This window comes from Marivita sp. (assembly GCF_020055675.1).
Classification (GTDB): domain Bacteria; phylum Pseudomonadota; class Alphaproteobacteria; order Rhodobacterales; family Rhodobacteraceae; genus Marivita.
The window spans coordinates 24,213-45,293 of sequence record NZ_JAIPUS010000002.1 but is presented as its reverse complement, the minus strand read 5'-3'; the positions used below and the strand labels follow the sequence as shown (position 1 = coordinate 45,293).

Genomic DNA, 21,081 nt, shown 5'->3' with positions numbered 1-21,081 from the left:
TGTGCCGGCGGCGTGCGTGTCAAGTCACCGCTTTGCGGACCATGTCCCAGTAGATGGCTTCGACCTCGGCCAGGGACAGGCGCACGCCACTGCGGTAGCATGTGTTGATCCCGGTCAGCATTGCGATGATGGCAAGCGCCGTGACCCTGGTGTCGGCGACATGAAACGCCCCGGCATCGCGCCCGGTTTCCAGGATCGCCTCGAGCACCCCTTCGTAGCGTCGGCGCAGCTCTTCGATGACGCGGAAATTCTCTGGCGTCAGATTGCGCAGTTCCATGTAGGAAATGAACACAGCCTGCGGGCGTTCGAGGTGAAACCGTATATGGAACCGCGCAAAGGCTTCGAGCCTGTCCTGAGGTGATGCGGACGGTGGCTGCGCATCAAGCGCTGTGCGCAAATCGACCATATGCCTCTTGAACAGATCGAACAGGAGCGACTGCTTGTCCGTCGTGTAATTATAGAGCGCCCCGGCCTGCACGCCGACTTCGCCCTCAATCTGGCGCATCGAAACGGCGGCATACCCATGCCGGGCGAAAAGCGTCAAAGCGGCCTCCTGGACCCTTGGACCGGTGATATTCGAATGTGAACCTGCTGTGCGCGCCATTTCGGCAGGTTAACTGAACGTTTGTTCAGAACCAGCCCGTGCTTGCGCGTGCCCGGCGCCTGCGGCATGAAAGATGCCAAAAGAAGGAGCGGTTCTGATGTGGCGGGCGTGGATCATACCGGTGTTGGGCCTGGCGGCTTGTACCGAATTCCCCCAGGTGGACGCCGCCCTGTCGCCAAACGATCCAGGCGCAGACTACCCGGAGCTTTTGCCTTTTGAGCAGTTGGAAAGCGGTCAAGCCCCCCCAAGTCTGACCGATTCCGACGATGACGCCTTGCGCGCCCGCGCCGAGGCGTTGCGCGCCCGCGTCGGGGGGCTGCGCGGGCCGGTGATCGACCCGGACACGCGGGACCGGATGAACGGCGGAGTGGCGCCACCCTGATCAGGGCCGTTGCAGGCCTGAGCGCAAGTCGCTATTGCGGGCATAAGCATCGACCGACTGCAAAAGGATTGCCCGACATGACTGAACCATTGCGCCTTGGAATTGCGGGTCTGGGCACTGTCGGCACGGGCGTTGTCAAGATCGTTCGCCAGAAAGCGGCGCTGCTCGAAGCGCGCGGCGGGCGTCCGATCACGATCTCGGCCGTATGCGCCCGCAACCGGGGCAAGGACCGCGGTGTTCCTGTGGACAGTTATCAGTGGGAAGACGATCCCGTCGCCCTCGCGCAGCGGGACGATGTCGACGTGTTCATCGAATTGGTCGGCGGCAGCGATGGCCCGGCCAAGGCTGCGACCGAGGCGGCACTGCGCTGCGGCAAGGACGTGGTGTCGGCGAACAAGGCCCTGCTGGCGCACCATGGCCAGGCGCTGGCCGAAGCGGCCGAGCAAAACGGCGTGGTCCTGCGGTTCGAAGCGGCTGTGGCCGGCGGTATTCCCGTTGTCAAAACCCTGACAGAAGGGCTTGCGGGCAATGATGTCCAGCGAATCATGGGGGTGATGAACGGCACCTGCAATTATATCCTGACACGGATGGAATCGGCCAACCTGACCTATGACCAGGCCTTCGCGGAGGCCGACAGTCTTGGCTTTCTCGAAGCCGATCCGGAACTGGACGTGGGTGGGATCGATGCGGGGCATAAACTGTCTCTGCTTGCGTCCATCGCATTCGGAACCCAGGTGGACTTTGACGCTGTCGAGCTCGAAGGCATCGGTTTGGTGAGCATCGAGGATATTCAGCAAGCCGCCGACATGGGTTACAAGGTCAAGCTTCTGGGTGTGTGCCAGATGACCGGTCGCGGGTTGGAACAGCGCATGTCGCCTTGTCTTGTCCCGGCAAGCTCTCCGCTAGGACAATTGGACGGGGGCACCAACATGGTGGTCATCGAAGGCGATCAGGTCGGCCAGATCGTCATGCGCGGTGCGGGCGCGGGCGAAGGGCCGACAGCCAGCGCGGTGATGGGCGATGTCCTGGATGTCGCACGCGGGACACGGGTGACGACCTTTGGCCAGCCCTCGGGCAACCTCAAGAAGCCGAAACCCGCCAAGACCGCGACACCGGCGCCCTATTACTTGCGGCTTCGCCTTCAGGACAAGCCCGGTGCCCTGGCCAAGGTCGCCGCGGTTCTGGGCGAGGCGGGTGTGTCCATCAACCGGATGCGGCAGCGCAGCCACGAACAGGACACGGCCCCGGTGCTGATCGTCACGCACAAGACAACGCGCGCGGCGCTGGACAATGCACTTGCCGCGATGGTCGGCACCGGCGTTGTCGAAGGCGAACCGGTGGCGTTGCGGATCGAACAGGTCTGAAGGCTTTAGCGCAACCAACCTTGTCAGGGGTGGGGCCGGCGCGTAACAGGATAACAACGTGAAGAAGCCATGACTGGAGACGCCCATGACCGCGCCCACCGATTTCAATGACCGCATGCTGTCCCTTGGTCTGGCGCGGGTGGCTGAACAGGCCGCAATCGCCACCGTTGACCTGATCGGTCGCGGCGACGAAAAAGCCGCCGACCAGGCCGCTGTGAACGCGATGCGGGAGCAGTTGAACCTGCTGGATATCTCGGGTGTCGTCGTGATCGGCGAAGGCGAACGCGACGAGGCGCCGATGCTGTTCATCGGCGAAGAGGTGGGCACCGGCAATGGGCCGGGCGTGGACATCGCGCTTGATCCGCTGGAAGGCACGACACTGACGGCCAAGGACATGCCGAACGCGCTTACCGTGATCGCCATGGGGCCGCGCGGGTCCATGCTGCATGCACCGGATGTGTACATGGACAAGCTTGCCATCGGTCCGGGGTTTGCCGAGACTGTCGTGACGCTGGACATGACGCCGAAAGAGCGGGTCGAGGCATTGGCCAAGGCCAAGGGATGCGGGCCAAGCGATATCACGGTCTGCGTGCTGGAACGTCCGCGCCACGAACAGATGATCGCAGAAATTCGTGCCACCGGCGCGGCAATCCGCCTGATCACCGATGGCGATGTGGCCGGCGTGATGCATTGCGCACAGCCGATCCAGACCGGGATCGACATGTATATGGGCACTGGCGGCGCCCCCGAAGGTGTGCTGGCGGCAGCTGCTTTGAAATGCATGGGGGGACAGATCCAGGGGCGCCTGTTGTTCCGCAACGATGATGAAAAAGGCCGCGCGGCCAAAGCCGGGATCACCGACCTGGACAAGATTTACAGCCGCGACGAAATGGTCACGCAAGAGGTGATCTTTGCCGCAACGGGTGTGACGGCCGGATCGCTCTTGCCCGCGATCAAGCGCGAGGTCGGATTTTATACCACCGAGACGTTGTTGATGCGGTCTAAAACCGGGTCCGTGCGCCGGATGACCTATCGCAACCCGATGCAGTGATGGAGGCAACGTGACCGGTTATCTTGGCGTTGACCGGTCGCTGACCGGGCGGCGCTGGATCGGCCCCGCGCCAGAGGTCACGCGGCACGCAGAAGCCCTGATGCAGCAGACGGAGCGCCCACCCGCGCTCTGCCAGACGCTTGCACGCCTGGGAGTCGCGGTCGAAGAGGTTGCGACCTATCTCGAACCGACGCTGCGGGCCTTGTTGCCCGATCCCCGGTCCCTGCGCGACATGGAAAAAGCCGCCGCGCGCCTGCTCCGCGCGGTCAAGCGCAATGAACGGATCGCGATTTTTGCCGACTACGATGTGGATGGCGGGGCGTCGGCCGCGCTGCTGATCGACTGGCTGCGGCAGCTGGGCCGTGGCGCGACGCTTTATGTGCCTGATCGGATCGACGAGGGATATGGACCCAACGACGAAGCGATGCAGACGCTGGCGCGGGATCACGACCTGATTGTCTGCGTCGATTGCGGAACTCTGTCGCATGGGCCGATTTCAGCGGCAAAAGGGGCGGATGTTGTGGTGATCGACCATCACCTTGGTGGTGAAACCCTTCCCGAGGCTTATGCGCTGGTAAACCCGAACCGGCAGGACGAGGACGGTGGCTTGGCGCATCTTTGCGCAGCCGGCGTCGTCTTCCTTGCTCTGGTCGAGGCAGGGCGGCAACTGCGCGCGGCTGGCCAGAGCGGCCCGGACCTTATGGCGATGCTGGACCTGGTGTCGCTGGCAACGGTCGCCGATGTTGCGCCCCTCCAAGGGATCAATCGCGCGCTGGTCCGGCAGGGGTTGAAGGTGATGGCACAGCGCGCGCGTCCCGGCCTGGTGGCCTTGTGCGATGTCGGCCGCTTGGAAAGTGCCCCGAAATCCCATCATCTGGGCTTTGTTCTTGGCCCCAGGGTCAATGCAGGAGGACGGATCGGCAAGGCTGATCTGGGCGCGCGCCTGTTGTCCAGCACTGACCCGCAGGAGGCCAAGTCGATGGCTGATCGACTGGATACGCTGAACACGGAACGCCGCGAAATCGAGGAGACGGTGCGTGCGCAAGCCTTGGACCAGGCGGAAGCACGCGGATTTGACAGGCCGCTTGTCTGGGCGGCGGGTGACGGCTGGCACCCTGGCGTTGTCGGTATCGTGGCATCCCGGCTCAAGGAACGGACCAATCGCCCGTCCATCGTGATCGGGTTTGACGGCCAGGACGGCAAGGGGTCCGGCCGGTCGGTGAGCGGCATCGACCTTGGTGCGGCGATCCAGAAGCTCGGTGCCGAAGGCCATTTGCAAAAAGGTGGCGGTCACAAGATGGCGGCCGGGCTTTCGCTGTCGCGCGATCAGCTTGAACCTGCCATGGAGCGTTTGACCGAGCTTCTGGCGAAACAGGGGGCGGACAAGCTGGGTGCGTCCGATCTGCGTCTCGACGGCCCGCTGATGCCCGGCGCGGCGACGCCGGAGCTGGTCGAGCAACTCGAAGCGGCAGGCCCGTTTGGCGCCGGTGCGTCCGCGCCCCGGTTCGTCTTTCCCGATGTTCAGATCTCGTTTGCGAAACGGGTGGGGGCGTCCCACCTCAAGGTCAGCTTCGGAGACGGGCTTGGCGCGCGGTTGGAAGCGATCTGCTTTGGCGCGTTCGACGGCCCGCTTGGCCCTGCGCTCGAACAGCATGGCGGCGCGCGATTCCATTTGGCGGGTCGCCTGGAAATCAACGAATGGGGCGGCCGACGGTCGGTGCAATTGCGGCTCGAGGACGCCGCGCCCGCGCCAGGCCAGAGCTTATAAATACCTGAAATCATTAAAATTCCAAATGCCAGCCCCGCAAGTTCGATCAAAGTGAAAAATACCCGCAATTCCTCGAATTTCCACTTGCATGGCCGCGCCGCTTTGCCTAAACACCGCTCACCAAGCGTGGCCCGTTCGTCTATCGGTTAGGACGCCAGGTTTTCAACCTGGAAAGAGGGGTTCGATTCCCCTACGGGCTGCCACCTTATTCCGAAATCAGTGACTTGCAAAAATGTTGGTGCGGCGACATATCCGGCGCATGGGTGTGATGCGTGTTTTTCATGTGCTTGCCGTGGCGCTTTTGGCGCTTCCGGCCAATGCGCAAACGGACTCCGAACCGCGAGTTCCGACTTCGCGGGCCGAGATCGGCCTGTCCTTTGTCCCCGTGGTCAAGCAGGCGACCCCGGCTGTCGTCAACATATATGCGCGCCGTATCGTGCAGGCCCGGCGCAGTCCGTTCCAGGACGATCCGTTCTTCGGCGAGCTTTTTCGTGATTTCGGGAACGCGCGGCCGCGGGTTCAGAATTCGCTGGGTTCGGGTGTGATCGTGTCGGCGGACGGCTATGTCGTGTCGAATTATCACGTCGTGGGGCAGGCCGACGATATCCGCGTGGTTCTGAATGATCGTCGGGAATACACGGCGCGGGTGCTCATCGGCGATGAGGCGTCCGACCTGGCGATCCTCAAGATCGATGCGGTGGATATGCCGTATCTTCCCCTGAGAGACAGCGGCACGGTCGAGGTCGGAGAGCTTGTGCTGGCCATCGGCAATCCGTTTGGTGTCGGTCAGACGGTGTCGTCCGGGATCGTTTCGGGCCTGGCCCGGTCGGGGACGGCAACGGGCAACGGGCGGGGGTATTTCATCCAGACAGATGCCCCTATCAATCCGGGAAATTCCGGCGGCGCACTGATCGACATTGCGGGGCGGATGATCGGGATCAACACGTCTATCCTGACGCGCTCTGGCGGATCGAACGGTATTGGCTTTGCAATTCCGGCAGCGCTCGTCGCGGCGTTCCTGGAACAGGCGCGGGATGGCAAGACGGCCTTTGAACGGCCCTGGGCCGGGGCTTTGGGGCAACCGGTGGATGCGGATCTGTCGGAGGGACTGGGCATGCTGCGTCCCGAAGGCGTCATCATCACCGCGCTGCATCGCGCCAGCCCCTTGGCCGAGGCGGGACTCGCCGTGGGTGACGTGGTGATCGAAGTCGCCGGCCAGCCGGTCAACACACCCGAGGAAATGCTGTTCCACATGTCTGTTCAGGGTCTCGGCGAAACGGTCGAGATGGTGTATCTGCACGAAGCCGCGCGGGTGCAGGCTGACGTGACCCTGATCGCGCCGCCGGATGATCCGCCGCGCGATACGCATGTGCTTGGCAACCGCGAGGTACTGGGCGGTCTGGAAGTCGCGCGCATCAATCCGGCGGTGACAGCCGAACTGGGGTTGCCCTTGAACAAGGACGGGATCGTCGTGATGACACCGGGACGATTGGGGCAGCGGGTCGGACTGCGGCCCGGCGATATCATCCGCCGTGTGGATCGCATTGTCCTGGAGACACCCGCAGACCTGGGGCCGGCCCTGTTGCAGGCGGCCCCGAACGTGCTTCTGGACGTCGAGCGCGGTGGTCGGCGTGTCATCCTGCGGTTCCGGGCCTGACAGGTGGCGGATCTGTTCGATACCGGGGAAGGTCCCAAAGACACGCCGCGCCCCCTGGCCGACGCATTGCGGCCCCGAAAACTGTCCGAGGTGATCGGTCAGGCGCAAGTGATCGGGCCGGATTCGCCGCTGACCGTGATGCTGGCTGCGGGCAGCCTTGGATCGGTGATATTCTGGGGGCCGCCCGGTGTTGGAAAAACCACGATCGCGCGGCTGCTGGCAGACGAAACCGACCTGCACTTTGTCCAGATCAGCGCGATTTTCACGGGTGTGCCAGAACTTCGAAAAGTGTTCGACGCGGCCAAGCACCGGCGAAAGGCGGGGCAGGGCACGTTGCTGTTCGTCGATGAGATTCACCGCTTCAACAAGGCGCAACAGGACGGATTCCTGCCGCATATGGAGGATGGAACGATCCTTCTGGTGGGCGCGACAACGGAGAACCCGTCTTTCGAATTGAACGCGGCTCTGCTCAGCCGGGCACAGGTCCTTGTGCTTGAGCGGTTGGACGCGGCTGACCTGGAACGGCTGGCACAGCGGGCCGAGACAGAGTTCGGGCGCAGCCTGCCCCTGGACGATGCGGCGCGGGCCAACCTGCTGGAGATGGCCGATGGCGACGGGCGGGCGCTTTTGAACCTTGTCGAACAGGTGATGGCCTGGAATGTCAGCGAACCGCTGGACAGCAGCGCTTTGGCGCAACGTCTGATGAGACGCGCCGCGCAATACGACAAGTCTGGCGATGCGCATTACAACCTGATTTCGGCGCTGCACAAATCGGTGCGCGGATCGGACCCGGATGCGGCGCTTTACTGGTTCGCCCGCATGCTGGACGCGGGCGAAGACCCGCGATACCTCGCCCGGCGCATCACGCGCATGGCGGTCGAGGACATCGGCCTTGCCGATCCGCAGGCGCAGGCGGTCTGTCTGCAAAGCTGGGAAACTTTCGAACGGCTGGGCAGCCCCGAAGGCGAATTGGCGATTGCCCAGGCATTGGTCTATATCGCGCTCTCCCCGAAATCGAACGCGGTCTACGCCGCCTACAAGGGCGCCCGCGCAGCAGCCAGGACGACCGGATCGCTGGCGCCTCCCAAGCATATCCTGAACGCGCCGACCAAGCTCATGAAAGAGCACGGCTACGGGTCTGGTTATGCCTATGACCATGATGCAGAGGACGGGTTTTCCGGGCAGGACTATTTCCCCGAGAGCATGGGCCGGACCGTGTTTTATGTACCCGTCGAGCGCGGGTTCGAGCGCGATTTGACCAAGCGGCTGGAGTATTTTGCGCGGCTGCGGACCAAGCGGCAATCTTGACTCTCGACTGCACGCGCGCGACAGACCGCGCATGTTGACAAGCCTTTCTCTCGTGGCCCTCGGCGGCGCCATCGGTGCCGCGCTCAGGTTCCTGACCGGCCTTGGCGTCCTGCGTCTTTTTGGCGGCGGCGACTTCCCTTTGGCGATTGTCATCGTCAACGTCACCGGCTCTTTCCTGATGGGGGTTTTCGCAGTCATGGCGGCGCAGCGCGGGCTGGCGTATTTTTCACCCTTCGCGATGACCGGAGTTCTTGGTGGGTTCACCACCTTCTCGGCCTTCTCGTTGGAAACGGTCACGCTGATCGAACGCGGTCAGATGGGGTCTGCCGCGCTATACATTGTTTTGTCGGTTGGCCTGTCTGTCGGGGCGTTGGCCCTGGGTCTGCTGGCGGCGCGGGGGATATTCGCATGAGCAGAGTTCAGAACGTAACCGTCGGCCCGGGAGATGCGGACCAGCGTCTTGATCGCTGGCTCAAGCGGTTGTTTCCGCACCTGGGGCAGGGCCGGATCGAAAAGATGTGCCGCAAGGGCGAAGTGCGGATCGATGGTGGCCGGGTCAAGGCCAGCGCGCGTCTTGCCACGGGGCAGGAGGTGCGTATTCCGCCGCTGCCGGAACCGGAGACAGGTCAATCGAGCCCGAAGCCCGGAGTGTCCGACAAGGACGCCGCCATGATGAAGGCGCTTGTCCTTTACAAGGACAACCACATCATCGCGCTGAACAAACCGCCTGGATTGCCGACTCAGGGCGGCAGCAAGCAAACCCGGCATGTCGACGGGTTGGCCGAGGCTTTGACATTTGGTTACGCCGAAAAACCACGCCTCGTGCACCGGCTGGACAAGGACACGTCGGGCGTCCTGCTGCTGGCGCGCACCCGTCAGGTGGCCGGTGATCTGACCAAAGCGTTCCGCGCCCGCGAGACGCGCAAAATCTACTGGGCCGCGGTTGCCGGCGTCCCCGCGCCGCAGATGGGCACGATAAAGTTCGGACTGGTGAAAGCGTCCGGCCATGGCGCTGCGGGCGAGAACGAGAAGATGCGCGCGGTCCACCCTCAGGATGTGACCCGCACCGAAGGTGCAAAACACGCAACGACGGATTACGCGGTGCTGAGCGCGCTGGCAAAGCGCGCCGCCTGGGTCGCGATGGTGCCTGTGACAGGGCGCACTCATCAGCTGCGTGCGCATATGTCCGAATTGGGACATCCGATCATCGGCGATGGCAAATATGGCGGGTCGGGTCAGGAAAACCTTGGCGACGGCTGGGGGGCGATGCTCGGGGGCGATATGAGCCGCAAATTGCATCTGCATGCGCGCTCCATTTCAATCCGGCATCCGGTAACGGGCGCAAAGCTGACCGTGACCGCCCCTTTGCCCGAACACATGGAGCGGACGTGGGAGTTCCTGCATTGGGACCCGCGTGAGGTGCCAGCCGATCCGTTCGAGGATCTTGATTGATGTCGCCACCGCTCGGTCTCGTGGTGTTCGACGTGGACGGCACGCTGGTCGACAGCCGCGCCCATATTCTTGCGTCAATGGCGGCGGCCTTTGCCGATCTTGGCTTGGCTGCGCCACCGCGCGAGGCGATCGTGCAATCCGTCGGCCTGTCCCTGCCAGAGGGAATGGCGCAATTGACACCGGATCAGGGCGAAGACATACGCCGCGCGCTTGTCGAGCGGTATAAAAGCCACTCGCTGCCGCGGCATACGGCACATGGCAGCTCTGCCAGTGCGATGTTCTTTCCCGGCATGCGGGCTGTTCTGGACCGGTTGAAACTGGAGCCATACATCCTGATGGCTGCCGCAACCGGTATGTCGCGGCGGGGGCTGGACCGGATCATCTCGCAAAACGGGCTTGAAGGATATTTTCACGCGACCCAGGTTGCCGATCATCACCCCTCCAAGCCGCATCCTGCCATGCTGCTCGCCGCACTTTCGGAAACCGGTATAGAAGCGACACATGCAGTGATGGTGGGTGATACCCTCTATGACATTCAGATGGGGCAGGCTGCCGGGGCGCGCGCGATCGGGGTGACATGGGGCAATCACGACGCGGCGCATCTGTCGGGCGCGGATCACATTGTGGACAGCCCCGCCGATCTGGACATTGCACTGAAAAACTGGATGGAAGACCTGACATGAGCGAATGGGCCCCGAAACGTTTCTGGACGGATGCCACCACGACGCAAACCGAAGACGGGTACGGTGTCCTGTTGGACGGCCGGCCGGTGCGGACCCCGGCAAAAGCTCTTCTCGTGGTTCCGAGCCACGCCATCGCCGAAAGAATTGCCGCGGAATTCGCGGCTCAGGAGGACCGGATCGACCCGGTCACGATGCCGTTTACCCGCACGGCGAATGCCGCCATCGACAAGGTCTCCCTGCAACGTGCGGAGGTGGCCGACATGATTGCCGAATATGGCGACAGTGACCTGCTGTGTTATCGCGCTGATGCGCCGGATGAACTGGTCGCCCGGCAGGAGACCCAATGGACCCCGCTGCTGGATTGGGCAGCAGAGACCCTGAATGCGCGGCTCGAGCCGCGGGTCGGTGTCATGCATGAACCGCAGGACGCGACGGCCCTGTCTGAGCTGCGGCGGCGCGTCCATGACCTGAGTGCATTCCAATTGACCGCATTTTCCGATCTCGTGTCGATCAGCGGGTCGCTTGTCATCGGCTTCGCCGCCAAAGAAGGTCTGCACCGGGCCGAGGATTTGTGGACCATCTCGCAACTGGACGAGATTTGGCAGGCAGAACAATGGGGCACGGATGAAGAAGCGCAGGAAATGGCGCTTCTCAAGCAGGCAGCATTTCTGCATGCCGACGTGTTCCTGCGATTGATTGATGGGCAGTCAACGTCGTAACAAATCGCAAAGTGGGGCGGCTTGTCCAAAAAATAGGCTAATCCGCTTGACCTATGGAACTGAATCCTCGCAAAATCGCTGTTATTGGAAGTGGGGTCTCCCGACTTTCGTCGTATGAGCGTGAATTCGCTCGTCCAATAACCGCGCTTCAAGGTGCGGGCTAACAGGAAGAGGTAATAATGAAAAAACTTGCAACTCTTGGCGTGATGACTGCCGCTGGCCTATCGGCTGGTGCTGTATCAGCAGCCACGCTTGATGATGTCATGGCGCGCGGCCAGCTCAATTGCGGCGTGACCACCGGTCTCGTCGGATTTGCCGCGCCGAATGCCAACGGCGAGTGGGATGGTTTTGACGTCGGCGTATGCCGGGCCGTTGCGGCGGCTGTGCTGGGCGACCCGACTGCTGTCGAATTCGTGCCGACAACCGGTAAAACGCGCTTCACGGCCCTGGCTTCGGGCGAGATCGATCTGCTCGCACGGAACACCACATGGACGTTCTCGCGCGATGTGGACCTTGGCTTTGAATTCGTCGGCATCAACTACTACGACGGGCAGGGCTTCATGGTTCCGAAGGAACTGGGCGTGTCCTCCGCCAAGGAGCTTGATGGCGCAACCGTCTGCATCCAGACCGGCACCACGACCGAGTTGAACCTTGCCGATTACTTCCGCAAGAACAACCTCGACTACGAGCCGGTCCCGATCGAAACCAACTCCGAAGCGCAGCCGCTTTATCTCGAAGGGGCGTGCGACGTCTACACCACCGACAGTTCGGGTCTTGCCGCCACGCGTGCAGCCTTCGAAAACCCGGGCGATCACGTGATCCTGCCCGAAATCATCTCGAAAGAGCCGCTTGGCCCGCTCGTGCGTCATGGTGACAACGAATGGGGCGATGTCGCGCGCTGGACACTGAACGCGCTGATCGCAGCCGAAGAGCTGGGCGTGACATCGGCCAATATCGATGAATTGGCCAGCGGCACGAACAGCCCGGAAATCAACCGTCTGCTCGGTACGGAAGGCACATTGGGCGACATGCTCGGACTTGATGCCGATTGGGCCGTGCGCGCAATCAAGGCCGGCGGCAACTACGGTGAGCTTTTCGAAAAGAACATCGGTGAAAACACACCGATCGGGCTTGCACGCGGACTGAACGCACAGTGGACCGATGGCGGCCTGCTGTACGCTCCGCCCTTCCGCTAAAATCAACGGACAAGAGAAAGGGCGCGGGTTACTCCGCGCCCTTTTTTGAATAACGACAAGCCTTCCGGTCCGGCATCAGAGCGCGAAAAGCGCCGCCAAAAAAATACCGGGATAACAGGGATAACAATATGTCTTCGATTTCAGACCCACCGTCGGGGTCGTTTCAGCTATCCATGCTGATAAACGACACGCGTTATCGGTCATACACGTTCCAATTTGTCGCGTTGCTCTTGCTGATCATGGCCTTTGCTTATCTGGGGTATAACCTGATCAGCAACCTCCAGGCTGCTGGATTGAATATCTCCTACCAGTTTCTCGGCGAACCTGCGGGCTATGATATCAACCAGACATTGATCCCCTACACCAGCCAGTCAACGCATTGGCAGGCCTCATTGGTTGGCGTGCTCAACACGCTTCTGGTCGCGCTTCTCGGGTGCCTGATGGCAACGATCATCGGGGTTGTTGTCGGTGTCCTGCGCCTCAGCAACAACTGGCTGGTGCGGCAACTGATGTCCGTCTATGTCGAGATTTTCCGCAACGTCCCGGTCTTGATCTGGATCCTGATCATCATGGCGATCTTTGTCGCCGTTCTGCCGCAACCCCGCGATTTCCGCGGAGACGATCCCGAAGCGACGATGGTGCTGGGGGCTTTCGCCTTCACCGGGCGTGGATTCTATTCGCCTGCACCGATCTTCGGCCCGCTCTCGGGGATCGTGATCGCCGTGTTTCTCGCGTCGATCGCCGGGATTTTTGCGCTGCGCAGCTATGCCAAGAAAGCGCTGTTCGATCGTGGGCAGGTCATAAAGACGTTCTGGCCCTCCGTCGCGATTTTCTTTCTCCCGACGATCATCGTCTATTTCGTCCTCGGCCGGCCGATCACCCTGGAATACCCGGCATTGACGGGGTTCAATTTCCAAGGCGGCATCTTCATGCGGAATTCGCTGATATCGCTGTGGTTTGCCCTGTCGATCTACACCGCCGCCTTCATCGCAGAGAACGTGCGGGCGGGTATCCTTGCCGTCAGCAAGGGCCAGACCGAAGCGGCTGCCTCACTTGGCCTGCGTCCCGGGCGGATCATGAACCTTGTCGTTCTGCCCCAGGCGCTGCGGGTCATTGTGCCGCCATTGATCTCTCAATACCTGAACCTGACGAAGAACTCGTCGCTTGCCATCGCGGTGGGCTACATGGACCTGACCGGCACATTGGGCGGAATCACCCTGAACCAGACGGGTCGCGCGATCGAGGCCATCTTCCTGCTGATGTTGTTCTACCTTGCCATTTCGCTCGCGATTTCGGCGATCATGAACGTCTACAACAATTCCGTCAGGCTGAAGGAGCGCTGAGATGTCAGATACACATGCACAGTCCGTCGCCTATGTGCGGGATACGATGCTGCCGGAACAGGCCCCCCCCGTCACCGAGGCCGGGGTGATCAAATGGATGCGGGAAAACCTGTTCAAAGGCTGGTTCAACTCGATCCTGACGATCGTGTCGCTTTATTTCATCTACCAGATCGTGACCGGAGCATTTCCGTGGTTCGCCAATGGTATCTGGTCCACCAGTTCTCTCGCCGAATGTCGGGAGGTGCTGGATGGCGCGACCGGGGCGTGTTTCTCGGTTCTGACGGAACGGTGGAACCAGTTGCTGTTCGGGTTCAAGTATCCGTCCGAAGGATACTGGCGCCCGACGCTGGCCTTCGTCTTTCTGATCGTTGCATTGGCACCGGCTCTCTATCCGGCCGCGCCGCGCAAGATGCTGTTCTTCACGGGGCTCTATCCCTTCATTGCCTTCTGGCTGATCTGGGGCGGGACCATATTGATTCCCCTCATGGTTCTGATCGGGGTCATCGCGGGGTATTTCGCCTTCAAACGGTTTGAACGCCAGAGCTTTGCCATGGGCATGCTGGCCGGTCTTTTGGCGGCTGTTGTCGTGATATGGGCGGGTGGACTGATCCCATCCTTGCTGCCTGGTTTCCTGGCGCTCGAGGCGGTTCCCTCGCGCGACCTCGGGGGCTTCATGCTGAACATGATCCTCGGGACGGTCTGTGTGTCGCTGTCGCTGCCCATCGGGATTCTGCTGGCGCTGGGTCGTCAGTCCTCCATGCCGATCATCAAGTGGATTTGCGTGATCTTCATCGAATTCATTCGGGGCGTGCCGCTTATCACGCTTCTTTTCGTGGCGAATGTGGTTCTGGCCTACTTCTTCCCGCCGGATGCCAACATCGACCTTGTGCTCAGGGTCATCATCATGATCACCATGTTTGCCTCGGCCTATATCGCCGAGGTGATCCGGGGCGGGCTGGCCGCGCTGCCGCGTGGGCAATACGAGGCGGCCGACAGTCTCGGGCTGGACTACGCGCAATCCATGCGCCTGATCATCCTGCCGCAGGCTTTGAAGATCTCGATCCCTGGTATCGTCAACGTTGCAGTGGGGCTGTTCAAGGACACCACGCTTGTATCGGTGATTTCGATGTTCGATCTCGTGGGAATGATCCGTGGTCCGATCCTGGCATCGACCGAATGGAACGGCGTCTATTGGGAACTCTGGGGCTTTGCAGTCTTCGTGTTCTTCATCGTCTGCTTCAGCATTTCCAAATATTCACAGTGGCTTGAGCGTCAGCTTGCCACGGATCACCGATAAGGAGGCCGAAAATGGCTGAACCTGCACCTGCGCAATTGGCTGTCTCGGATGAGCTGGCGATTCAGATCCAGAACATGAACAAGTGGTTCGGAACGTTCCACGTGCTCCGCGACATCGACCTGTCGGTTTATCGCGGTGAACGGATCGTGATCGCGGGACCCTCCGGGTCTGGCAAATCCACTTTGATCCGCTGCATCAATGCCTTGGAGGAACACCAGAAAGGGTCGATCACTGTCGACGGGACATTGCTGTCGAACGACATCAAGAACATCGACACGATCCGCTCCGAGGTCGGGATGGTGTTCCAGCACTTCAACCTGTTTCCGCATCTGACCATCCTGGAAAACTGCACGCTGGCCCCGATCTGGGTGCGCAAGACGCCCAAGCGCGAGGCCGAGGAAACCGCGATGCATTTCCTGGAAAAGGTTAAGATCCCGGAACAGGCCAACAAGTATCCGGGCCAGCTTTCGGGTGGTCAGCAGCAGCGCGTGGCCATCGCGCGGTCGCTCTGCATGCGGCCCCGGATCATGCTGTTCAATGAACCCACATCGGCGCTTGACCCCGAGATGATCAAGGAAGTGCTCGACACGATGGTCAGCCTTGCCGAAGAGGGCATGACGATGCTCTGCGTAACGCACGAGATGGGCTTTGCCCGGCAGGTGGCGAATCGCGTGATCTTCATGGATGCGGGCCAGATCGTGGAACAGAACGAACCCGAAGAATTCTTCAACAACCCGCAGAATGAACGGACCAAGCTGTTTTTGAGCCAAATCCTGGGGCACTGATCTCCCGGGAAAAAGTAAAACTGCGCCCCGGAAGACTCCGGGGCGCTTTCGTTTGGGGCTGCGCGCCGCTTCAGGTGTTTTCGGCTATCACCTCGCGCGGGATGGCGAAGTGTTCGCATTGTCCGGTCCCCTGCGTCACCTTGGACCAGTCGGCGATATCGAAGGATATCAGGCTTGTGGCGCAGGTCGGGTAATCTGTGAAGCGCGGGTGGTCCGGCGGATGGCTGACCAAGGCACTTGCACAGTCCGCTATACCGTAATTATGGCCGAGGATCAGAACCGTCTCCGCCGTCGCGCCTTGCAGGACCGCAATGATGTCGCTGGCCTCTGCCAGATAGAGCGCGCGCTCGAAACGGGTCGGGATCTCCGGCAGGCCAAGCAGCGTCAACGTCTGCCGTGTCCGCGTTGCGGTGGAGCAAAGAACCTCGTCCGGCAGCCAGCCCTGACGGCGCACCCACTGGCGCATCGCGGCTGCGCTTGCTTCGCCCCGCCGGTTCAATGGACGGTCATGATCGTCACCGTTGGCCGACCAGTCCGACTTCGCGTGCCGCATGAGGATCAATCGTTTCACGGGAGCGCGCCTTTCTTTGAATTCCGGTCAGTCTCCCAAAAATGCGCGCATGTGGAAAGCGGATTGTTCCTCCAGGCGTCCGAACTGCTGCGACACGGGACAGGCGCGCCGAACAAGGCATCCCTGGCGGCACGCTGCACCTTCCGGAGACCGGATATGCGCGATGCAGGCCGGCACGTCATAGTCCTTGCCCGGTGCCATGGCACCGACCGGGCAGGCCGTGACACATGGCTGGTCCGCGCAGCTGTGGCAGGGGGACGGCGACGGCCCGGGCAATTCGAAGCGCTCGGGGACAGCCAGCGCGGCCCGGAAGCTGATGAACAAGCCTGCGGTGTCATGTACCAAAAGCGCAACCGGTGACGGCCGGGAGACCCCGCTTCGTTCGGCCCATCTCAGGAAGGGCGCATAAGGCGGGCCGTCATAGGGATAGATGCCTACGCCGCGATACGCGCTTGCCAAGATCGGTGTCACCCGCTTGGACCACCTGTCCAGGGGGTGTTCCCGACCATCGATGTATTCGGGTGAGGCGGTGAAGATCGTCCAGAAGTCCGGCTCATCCGGCCCGAGCATGACCAGTGTTCCGGCCCAGTCCGGTGCCATGTCCCCATCCTGGGGATGAAAGGCCCCGCGCACGGCCAGCCCAAGGCGACGGGCTGCTGTATCAAGATCGGAAAGGCTCACTGGATCGGGCGGATCAGTGAGCCGGCGCCATGCTCGGTGAAGAGTTCGAGAAGACAGGCATTTGACACGCGCCCATCCAGAATGACAACGGCGCGGACCCCGTCCTCGATCGCCTTGAGCGCGGTTTCGGTCTTGGGGATCATGCCGCCGGCAATGATGCCGCCCGCCGTCATCTCACGCACCTCTTCGGGTGTCATGGCCGTCACCACCTCGCCGCTGCTGTCTTTCACGCCGCTGACATCGGTCAGCAACAAAAGCCGGTCCGCCTTGAGTGCGCCAGCAATCGCGCCCGCCGCTGTGTCGCCATTCACGTTGAACGTTTCGTTCGGCTGCATGCCGGTCGCGACCGGCGCCACCACGGGGATGATCCCGGCCTTGAACAGATCGCGCAAGACCTGGGGGTTGATCTCGACGGGGCGCCCGACGAATCCCAGGTCAGGGTCGTCCGCTTCGCAGACCATGAGATCGTCATCCTTGCCAGACAGCCCCACCGCGCGGCCGCCTTCGTCCATGATGGCCTGGACGATCCGCTTGTTCACGAGGCCCGTCAACACCATCTCGACCACTTCGACAGTCGCTTTGTCGGTCACCCGTTTGCCGCGCACGAAATCAGACGTGATGCCCAGTTTGGTCAGCATCTCGTTGATCATCGGGCCGCCGCCATGCACCACGATCGGGTTGATCCCGACCTGCCGCATCAGAACGATATCGCGGGCAAATTCTGCCATCGCGGTTTCGTCCCCCATGGCGTTGCCGCCGAATTTCACCACGACGACCGACCCGGCATAGCGCTGCATGTAAGGCAGAGCTTCGGACAGGGTTCGAGCAGTGGCGATCCAGTCGTGATTCATGGTTCTGGTTTTCATCTACTTGCAATCCCGGCCAGAACGCGGTCTGGCATCTGCCTTGTGTGCGACACCGGGCGTGCAGAGGCAAGCCGATTTGCGCTGTCCGCGTCAGGTGATCCCGGCGATGATGCTGCGCAACGTGGCGATGCCGTCACCCTTTTCACTGCTCGTCAGCACCAGTTCAGGATAGGCGGCCGGATGTTGGGCCAGCTTGCCGCGCACTTGTTGCAGCACGCCGTCCCGCTGCGACGCTTTGATCTTGTCCGCCTTGGTCAGCACGACTTGAAAGGTTACGGCGCTTTTGTCGAGCAAGGTCATGATCTCTTGATCAACGGGTTTGATCCCGTGGCGCGCATCCACCAACACGAACGCGCGGCGCAGGCCAGCGCGGCCAGACAGGTATTGCTTGAGCAGCGCTTGCCACTTTTCAACAACATGCAGCGGCGCATTGGCATATCCATAGCCCGGCAGATCGACGAGGTAGCGCGCATCACCAAGCGTGAAATAGTTGATTTCCTGTGTGCGTCCCGGCGTGTTCGAGGCCCGCGCAATTGCCTTGCGGCCCGTCACTGCGTTGATGAGCGTGGATTTCCCGACATTGGACCGTCCGGCAAAACATACTTCGATGCGGTCATCTGCGGGCAAGCCAGACATGGCGACCACACCTTTGAGGAAGTCGACCTCTCCTGCAAAGAGCTTGCGCCCGGCTTCGCGGGTCTGCGCGTCGGGCTCTTCGGCAAGGGCAAAAGGAAGCTGCATGTCAGACATTGGTCACCTCATCGCCAATCCTGAGGAGGCCACCCTCGATCACCTCGGCCCGGACAGAGAAGTCCTGATGCCCCAGGTGGTCCAATGCGCCCAGGACATCTGTATCGCGTTTGCCGGTGTCCGGATTGCTATGGATCGACTTGCAGCGATCCGTCCTCTCGCGAATGCGCAGGACGAGCTTGCCGACAGCAACATGTCGTCCGGCCCAATCGAATTCTTCCCACGGGGCAAGCCCGTCGATCCAGATATTGCCACGCCACCGCAAGTGCGAAATCGGTCGGCCAATCTGCTGTTCGACGGCCCGGTGCGACGCGTGATTGCACAGCGTCACGCTCGCAAAATCGCTGTCGGTAAATGCTTGGGTCTGTGCCTTGACCAATCGCGCGGGTTGCAACGCGTCATCCGGCACCAGGCCGCGCACCCAGTCCAGAAAGGCTTCGGCGTCCTTGTCCGGGTCAAAGGTCAGCTCTTCAAGATCAGGGTGCCGGAGGGTCATCAGCCCCGTTGCCGCGTCATGTTTCGCGGTTATTGCCATCAGGCTCGGCACCTTGGCGACACGGCAAAATTGGCCGCAGCTGGCCCATGTGCTGCCATCTGCCGTCGACCGTTCATGCGCGACTGCCCAGACCCGGTCCAGTGGCATTGCCTTGCCTGCCTCAAGCGTCACCGACTCCAGCGTTTCCCGACCGTGGCTCTTGATCGGGTGCCGCCATATCTCGGTGACGGTCGCAGTCATTTCTCGTCCGACTTCGTGTCACGCTTGATGCCGGATTTGATGTTGCCGAACACGTCCGGCTTATATCCCTGGGTGCGCATGATCAGGTATTGCTGGGTAAAGGTGATCGTGTTGTTCGCAATCCAGTAGACCACCAGCCCGCTGGCGAAGCTGCCCAGCATGAACATGAACACCCATGGCATCCAGGCAAAGATCATCGCTTGCGTTGCATCGGTGGGGGCCGGGTTCAGCTTTTGTTGCAACCACATGGAGATGCCCAGAAGCAATGGCAGGATTCCGATGAACACGAGCGCGAGGATCGAACCGGGCTCCGGGGCGGCCCAGGGCAGCAGACCGAAGACATTCATGATCGAGGTCGGGTCTGGCGCCGACAGGTCCTGGAACGGCCCGAGCCATGGCGCGTGGCGCAGCTCCAGGGTGACGAAAATGACTTTGTAGAGTGAGAAGAAGATCGGAATTTGCAAGAGGATCGGCAAACAGCCCGAAGCCGGGTTCACCTTTTCCTTCTTGTACATTTCCATCATTTCCTGCTGGAGCTTTTGTCGATCGTCTCCGGCGCGCTCCTTGATCTTTTGCATCTCCGGCTGAAGCTCTTTCATCTTCGCCATGGAGACGTAGGATTTGTATGCCAGCGGGAACAGCACGGCCTTGATGATCAGGGTCAGGCCGATAATCGCCCAGCCCATGTTGCCGATCAGGACGTTCAAATGGTGCAGCAGCCAGAAGATCGGTTTCGTCAGGAAAAAGAACCAGCCCCAGTCGATACTGTCAATGAACCGGTCAACGCCGTCCCCTTGGTAGTCGCGGATCGTTTCCCATTCCTTCGCGCCGGCGAACAATTGTGTCGTGACCTCCCGGGTTTCACCGGGTCCGATGCTGACCGTTGGCTGCACGGCCTCGGTTTGGTAGATGTTGCTGGTCTCGTTGTACTTGGCCACCTGGCGGAACGGCGTGCCGTTCCCGGGAATCATGGTCGTCATCCAGTAGTGGTCGGTAAACCCGATCCAGCCGCTGTCTTCGACCTGGGTTACCTCGGCGCGGGCACCTTCCGACGCGTCGACGGCGAAATCCGTCATGTCGCCATAGTCGATTTCGGCCAGAGTGCCGTCTGCCATGGCGACGACACCCTCGTGTAGAATGAAGAAGTTCTTGAGCGAGGCCGGTTCGCCATGCCGCGCGATCAGGCCGTAGGGCGCGATGGTCATGGTGTCGTCGCCGGCATTTTCGACCGATTGCGTGACGGTGAACATGTAGTCTTCGTCGACCGCGATGGTCCGCCGGAAGGTGACGCCGTTCGGGCTGTCCCACCGCAGGGTGATCGGCGAGTTTGCCGTCAGGGTATCGCCGCGTTCAACCATCCATTCGGTTGCGACGCTTGGCACATCGTCTATCGTCAATCCGCCGCCCGGTGCCCAGCCGAACAGTGCATAGTACGGGTTTTCAGACCCGACCGGGTTCAGCAGATGCACAACGTCAGCCGATTCTTCGACGCTGACCCGATAATCCTTGAGCGACAAGTCATCGATGCGCCCGCCGGCCAGAGAGACGGAACCGACCAGTCGGTCTGTTTCGATCTGCACGCGCGGCGCGTCTGCCGCTTCGGTCGGCGCGGTTTGCGTGGCTTCGGAACGATCGGCCGGTGCCGCCTCGGGGGTGGTGGCCACCGTGGGATCAGAGCTTTCGGCAGTCGGTGGCAAGTCGGCGTCCGGGTCAAGTGCTGGATCGGGCGGCGGGAACAGGACAAACCATCCCAGAATGACCGCAAAGCTCAGCGCCGTCGCGATTAAAAGGTTCTTGTTCTGATCGTCCATAGGAGACCGCCGCCCGTGGTTTTGGATTACCGCTGCGTTCAACAGGCACAGTGCCAG

Annotated in this window: 21 protein-coding genes and 1 tRNA gene; 15 read left to right on the top strand and 7 right to left on the bottom strand. The window is 61.5% G+C overall.

Annotation, left to right across the window (positions count from 1 at the left end; translation table 11 throughout):
- Positions 1-19: 19 nt before the first annotated feature.
- A complete protein-coding gene (locus LCF59_RS02065; protein WP_292285103.1) occupies positions 20-604 on the bottom strand; it encodes a TetR/AcrR family transcriptional regulator in 585 nt (194 codons plus the stop codon).
- A 73-nt stretch (positions 605-677) separates the two neighbouring features.
- On the opposite strand from LCF59_RS02065, the gene LCF59_RS02060 reads away from it, so the two are divergent.
- From LCF59_RS02060 to LCF59_RS01990, 15 genes are all read left to right on the top strand, one after another.
- Positions 678-986 carry a hypothetical protein gene (locus LCF59_RS02060; RefSeq protein WP_292285101.1) on the top strand — a complete coding sequence of 103 codons (309 nt, stop codon included), beginning with the start codon at positions 678-680 and terminating at the stop codon, positions 984-986.
- Positions 987-1,063: 77 nt separating this feature from the next.
- Complete coding sequence (locus LCF59_RS02055; protein WP_292285099.1) at positions 1,064-2,350, top strand: homoserine dehydrogenase; 1,287 nt, start codon at positions 1,064-1,066, stop codon at positions 2,348-2,350.
- An 85-nt stretch (positions 2,351-2,435) separates the two neighbouring features.
- Positions 2,436-3,401 carry a class II fructose-bisphosphatase gene (gene glpX, locus LCF59_RS02050; protein ID WP_292285097.1) on the top strand — a complete coding sequence of 322 codons (966 nt, stop codon included), beginning with the start codon at positions 2,436-2,438 and terminating at the stop codon, positions 3,399-3,401.
- A gap of 10 nt (positions 3,402-3,411) precedes the next feature.
- Positions 3,412-5,169, top strand: a complete 1,758-nt coding sequence (gene recJ, locus LCF59_RS02045; RefSeq protein WP_292285095.1) for a single-stranded-DNA-specific exonuclease RecJ — start codon at positions 3,412-3,414, stop codon at positions 5,167-5,169.
- 128 nt (positions 5,170-5,297) lie between these two features.
- A tRNA-Glu gene (locus LCF59_RS02040) sits at positions 5,298-5,372 on the top strand.
- 65 nt (positions 5,373-5,437) lie between these two features.
- Positions 5,438-6,826, top strand: coding sequence for a trypsin-like peptidase domain-containing protein (locus LCF59_RS02035; protein WP_292285093.1), 1,389 nt, complete (start codon positions 5,438-5,440; stop codon positions 6,824-6,826).
- Between the two features lie 3 nt (positions 6,827-6,829).
- The gene (locus LCF59_RS02030; RefSeq protein ID WP_292285091.1) at positions 6,830-8,134 is read left to right on the top strand and encodes a replication-associated recombination protein A; all 1,305 of its coding nucleotides are present in this window, start codon (positions 6,830-6,832) and stop codon (positions 8,132-8,134) included.
- A 31-nt stretch (positions 8,135-8,165) separates the two neighbouring features.
- Positions 8,166-8,546 carry a fluoride efflux transporter CrcB gene (gene crcB / locus LCF59_RS02025; protein ID WP_292285089.1) on the top strand — a complete coding sequence of 127 codons (381 nt, stop codon included), beginning with the start codon at positions 8,166-8,168 and terminating at the stop codon, positions 8,544-8,546.
- Positions 8,543-9,586: an RluA family pseudouridine synthase gene (locus LCF59_RS02020; RefSeq protein ID WP_292285087.1), complete on the top strand. Its 1,044-nt coding sequence runs from the start codon at positions 8,543-8,545 to the stop codon at positions 9,584-9,586. Before crcB ends, LCF59_RS02020 begins: the two co-directional genes overlap by 4 nt.
- Positions 9,586-10,269 carry an HAD-IA family hydrolase gene (locus tag LCF59_RS02015; RefSeq protein ID WP_292285085.1) on the top strand — a complete coding sequence of 228 codons (684 nt, stop codon included), beginning with the start codon at positions 9,586-9,588 and terminating at the stop codon, positions 10,267-10,269. Before LCF59_RS02020 ends, LCF59_RS02015 begins: the two co-directional genes overlap by 1 nt.
- Positions 10,266-10,988, top strand: coding sequence for an ATP12 family chaperone protein (locus tag LCF59_RS02010; RefSeq protein ID WP_292285084.1), 723 nt, complete (start codon positions 10,266-10,268; stop codon positions 10,986-10,988). The genes LCF59_RS02015 and LCF59_RS02010 overlap by 4 nt, the downstream gene beginning before the upstream one ends.
- 179 nt (positions 10,989-11,167) lie before the next feature.
- Positions 11,168-12,184, top strand: coding sequence for an amino acid ABC transporter substrate-binding protein (locus LCF59_RS02005; protein ID WP_292285082.1), 1,017 nt, complete (start codon positions 11,168-11,170; stop codon positions 12,182-12,184).
- A gap of 128 nt (positions 12,185-12,312) precedes the next feature.
- Positions 12,313-13,527: an ABC transporter permease subunit gene (locus tag LCF59_RS02000; protein WP_292285079.1), complete on the top strand. Its 1,215-nt coding sequence runs from the start codon at positions 12,313-12,315 to the stop codon at positions 13,525-13,527.
- A 1-nt stretch (position 13,528) separates the two neighbouring features.
- On the top strand, positions 13,529-14,824 hold the full coding sequence (locus LCF59_RS01995) for an amino acid ABC transporter permease (protein ID WP_292285077.1): 1,296 nt from the start codon (positions 13,529-13,531) through the stop codon (positions 14,822-14,824).
- An 11-nt stretch (positions 14,825-14,835) separates the two neighbouring features.
- Positions 14,836-15,609, top strand: a complete 774-nt coding sequence (locus tag LCF59_RS01990) for an amino acid ABC transporter ATP-binding protein (RefSeq protein ID WP_292285075.1) — start codon at positions 14,836-14,838, stop codon at positions 15,607-15,609.
- 70 nt (positions 15,610-15,679) lie between these two features.
- Here the strand turns inward: LCF59_RS01990 and LCF59_RS01985 are convergent, their stop codons facing one another.
- The 6 genes from LCF59_RS01985 to yidC all read right to left on the bottom strand — a co-directional run bounded on the left by LCF59_RS01985 (position 15,680) and on the right by yidC (position 21,024).
- Complete coding sequence (locus tag LCF59_RS01985) at positions 15,680-16,180, bottom strand: histidine phosphatase family protein (protein WP_292285073.1); 501 nt, start codon at positions 16,178-16,180, stop codon at positions 15,680-15,682.
- A 27-nt stretch (positions 16,181-16,207) separates the two neighbouring features.
- Positions 16,208-16,780: a ferredoxin gene (locus tag LCF59_RS01980; protein WP_292285071.1), complete on the bottom strand. Its 573-nt coding sequence runs from the start codon at positions 16,778-16,780 to the stop codon at positions 16,208-16,210.
- Between the two features lie 77 nt (positions 16,781-16,857).
- Positions 16,858-17,727, bottom strand: coding sequence for an acetylglutamate kinase (argB, locus tag LCF59_RS01975; RefSeq protein ID WP_292285069.1), 870 nt, complete (start codon positions 17,725-17,727; stop codon positions 16,858-16,860).
- 90 nt (positions 17,728-17,817) lie between these two features.
- Positions 17,818-18,468, bottom strand: coding sequence for a ribosome biogenesis GTP-binding protein YihA/YsxC (gene yihA, locus LCF59_RS01970; protein WP_292285448.1), 651 nt, complete (start codon positions 18,466-18,468; stop codon positions 17,818-17,820).
- A gap of 1 nt (position 18,469) precedes the next feature.
- Complete coding sequence (locus LCF59_RS01965; protein WP_292285067.1) at positions 18,470-19,213, bottom strand: MOSC N-terminal beta barrel domain-containing protein; 744 nt, start codon at positions 19,211-19,213, stop codon at positions 18,470-18,472.
- Entirely contained in the window at positions 19,210-21,024 is a 1,815-nt protein-coding gene (gene yidC / locus LCF59_RS01960) for a membrane protein insertase YidC (protein ID WP_292285065.1), read from the bottom strand. The genes LCF59_RS01965 and yidC overlap by 4 nt, the downstream gene beginning before the upstream one ends.
- Positions 21,025-21,081: the final 57 nt, after the last annotated feature.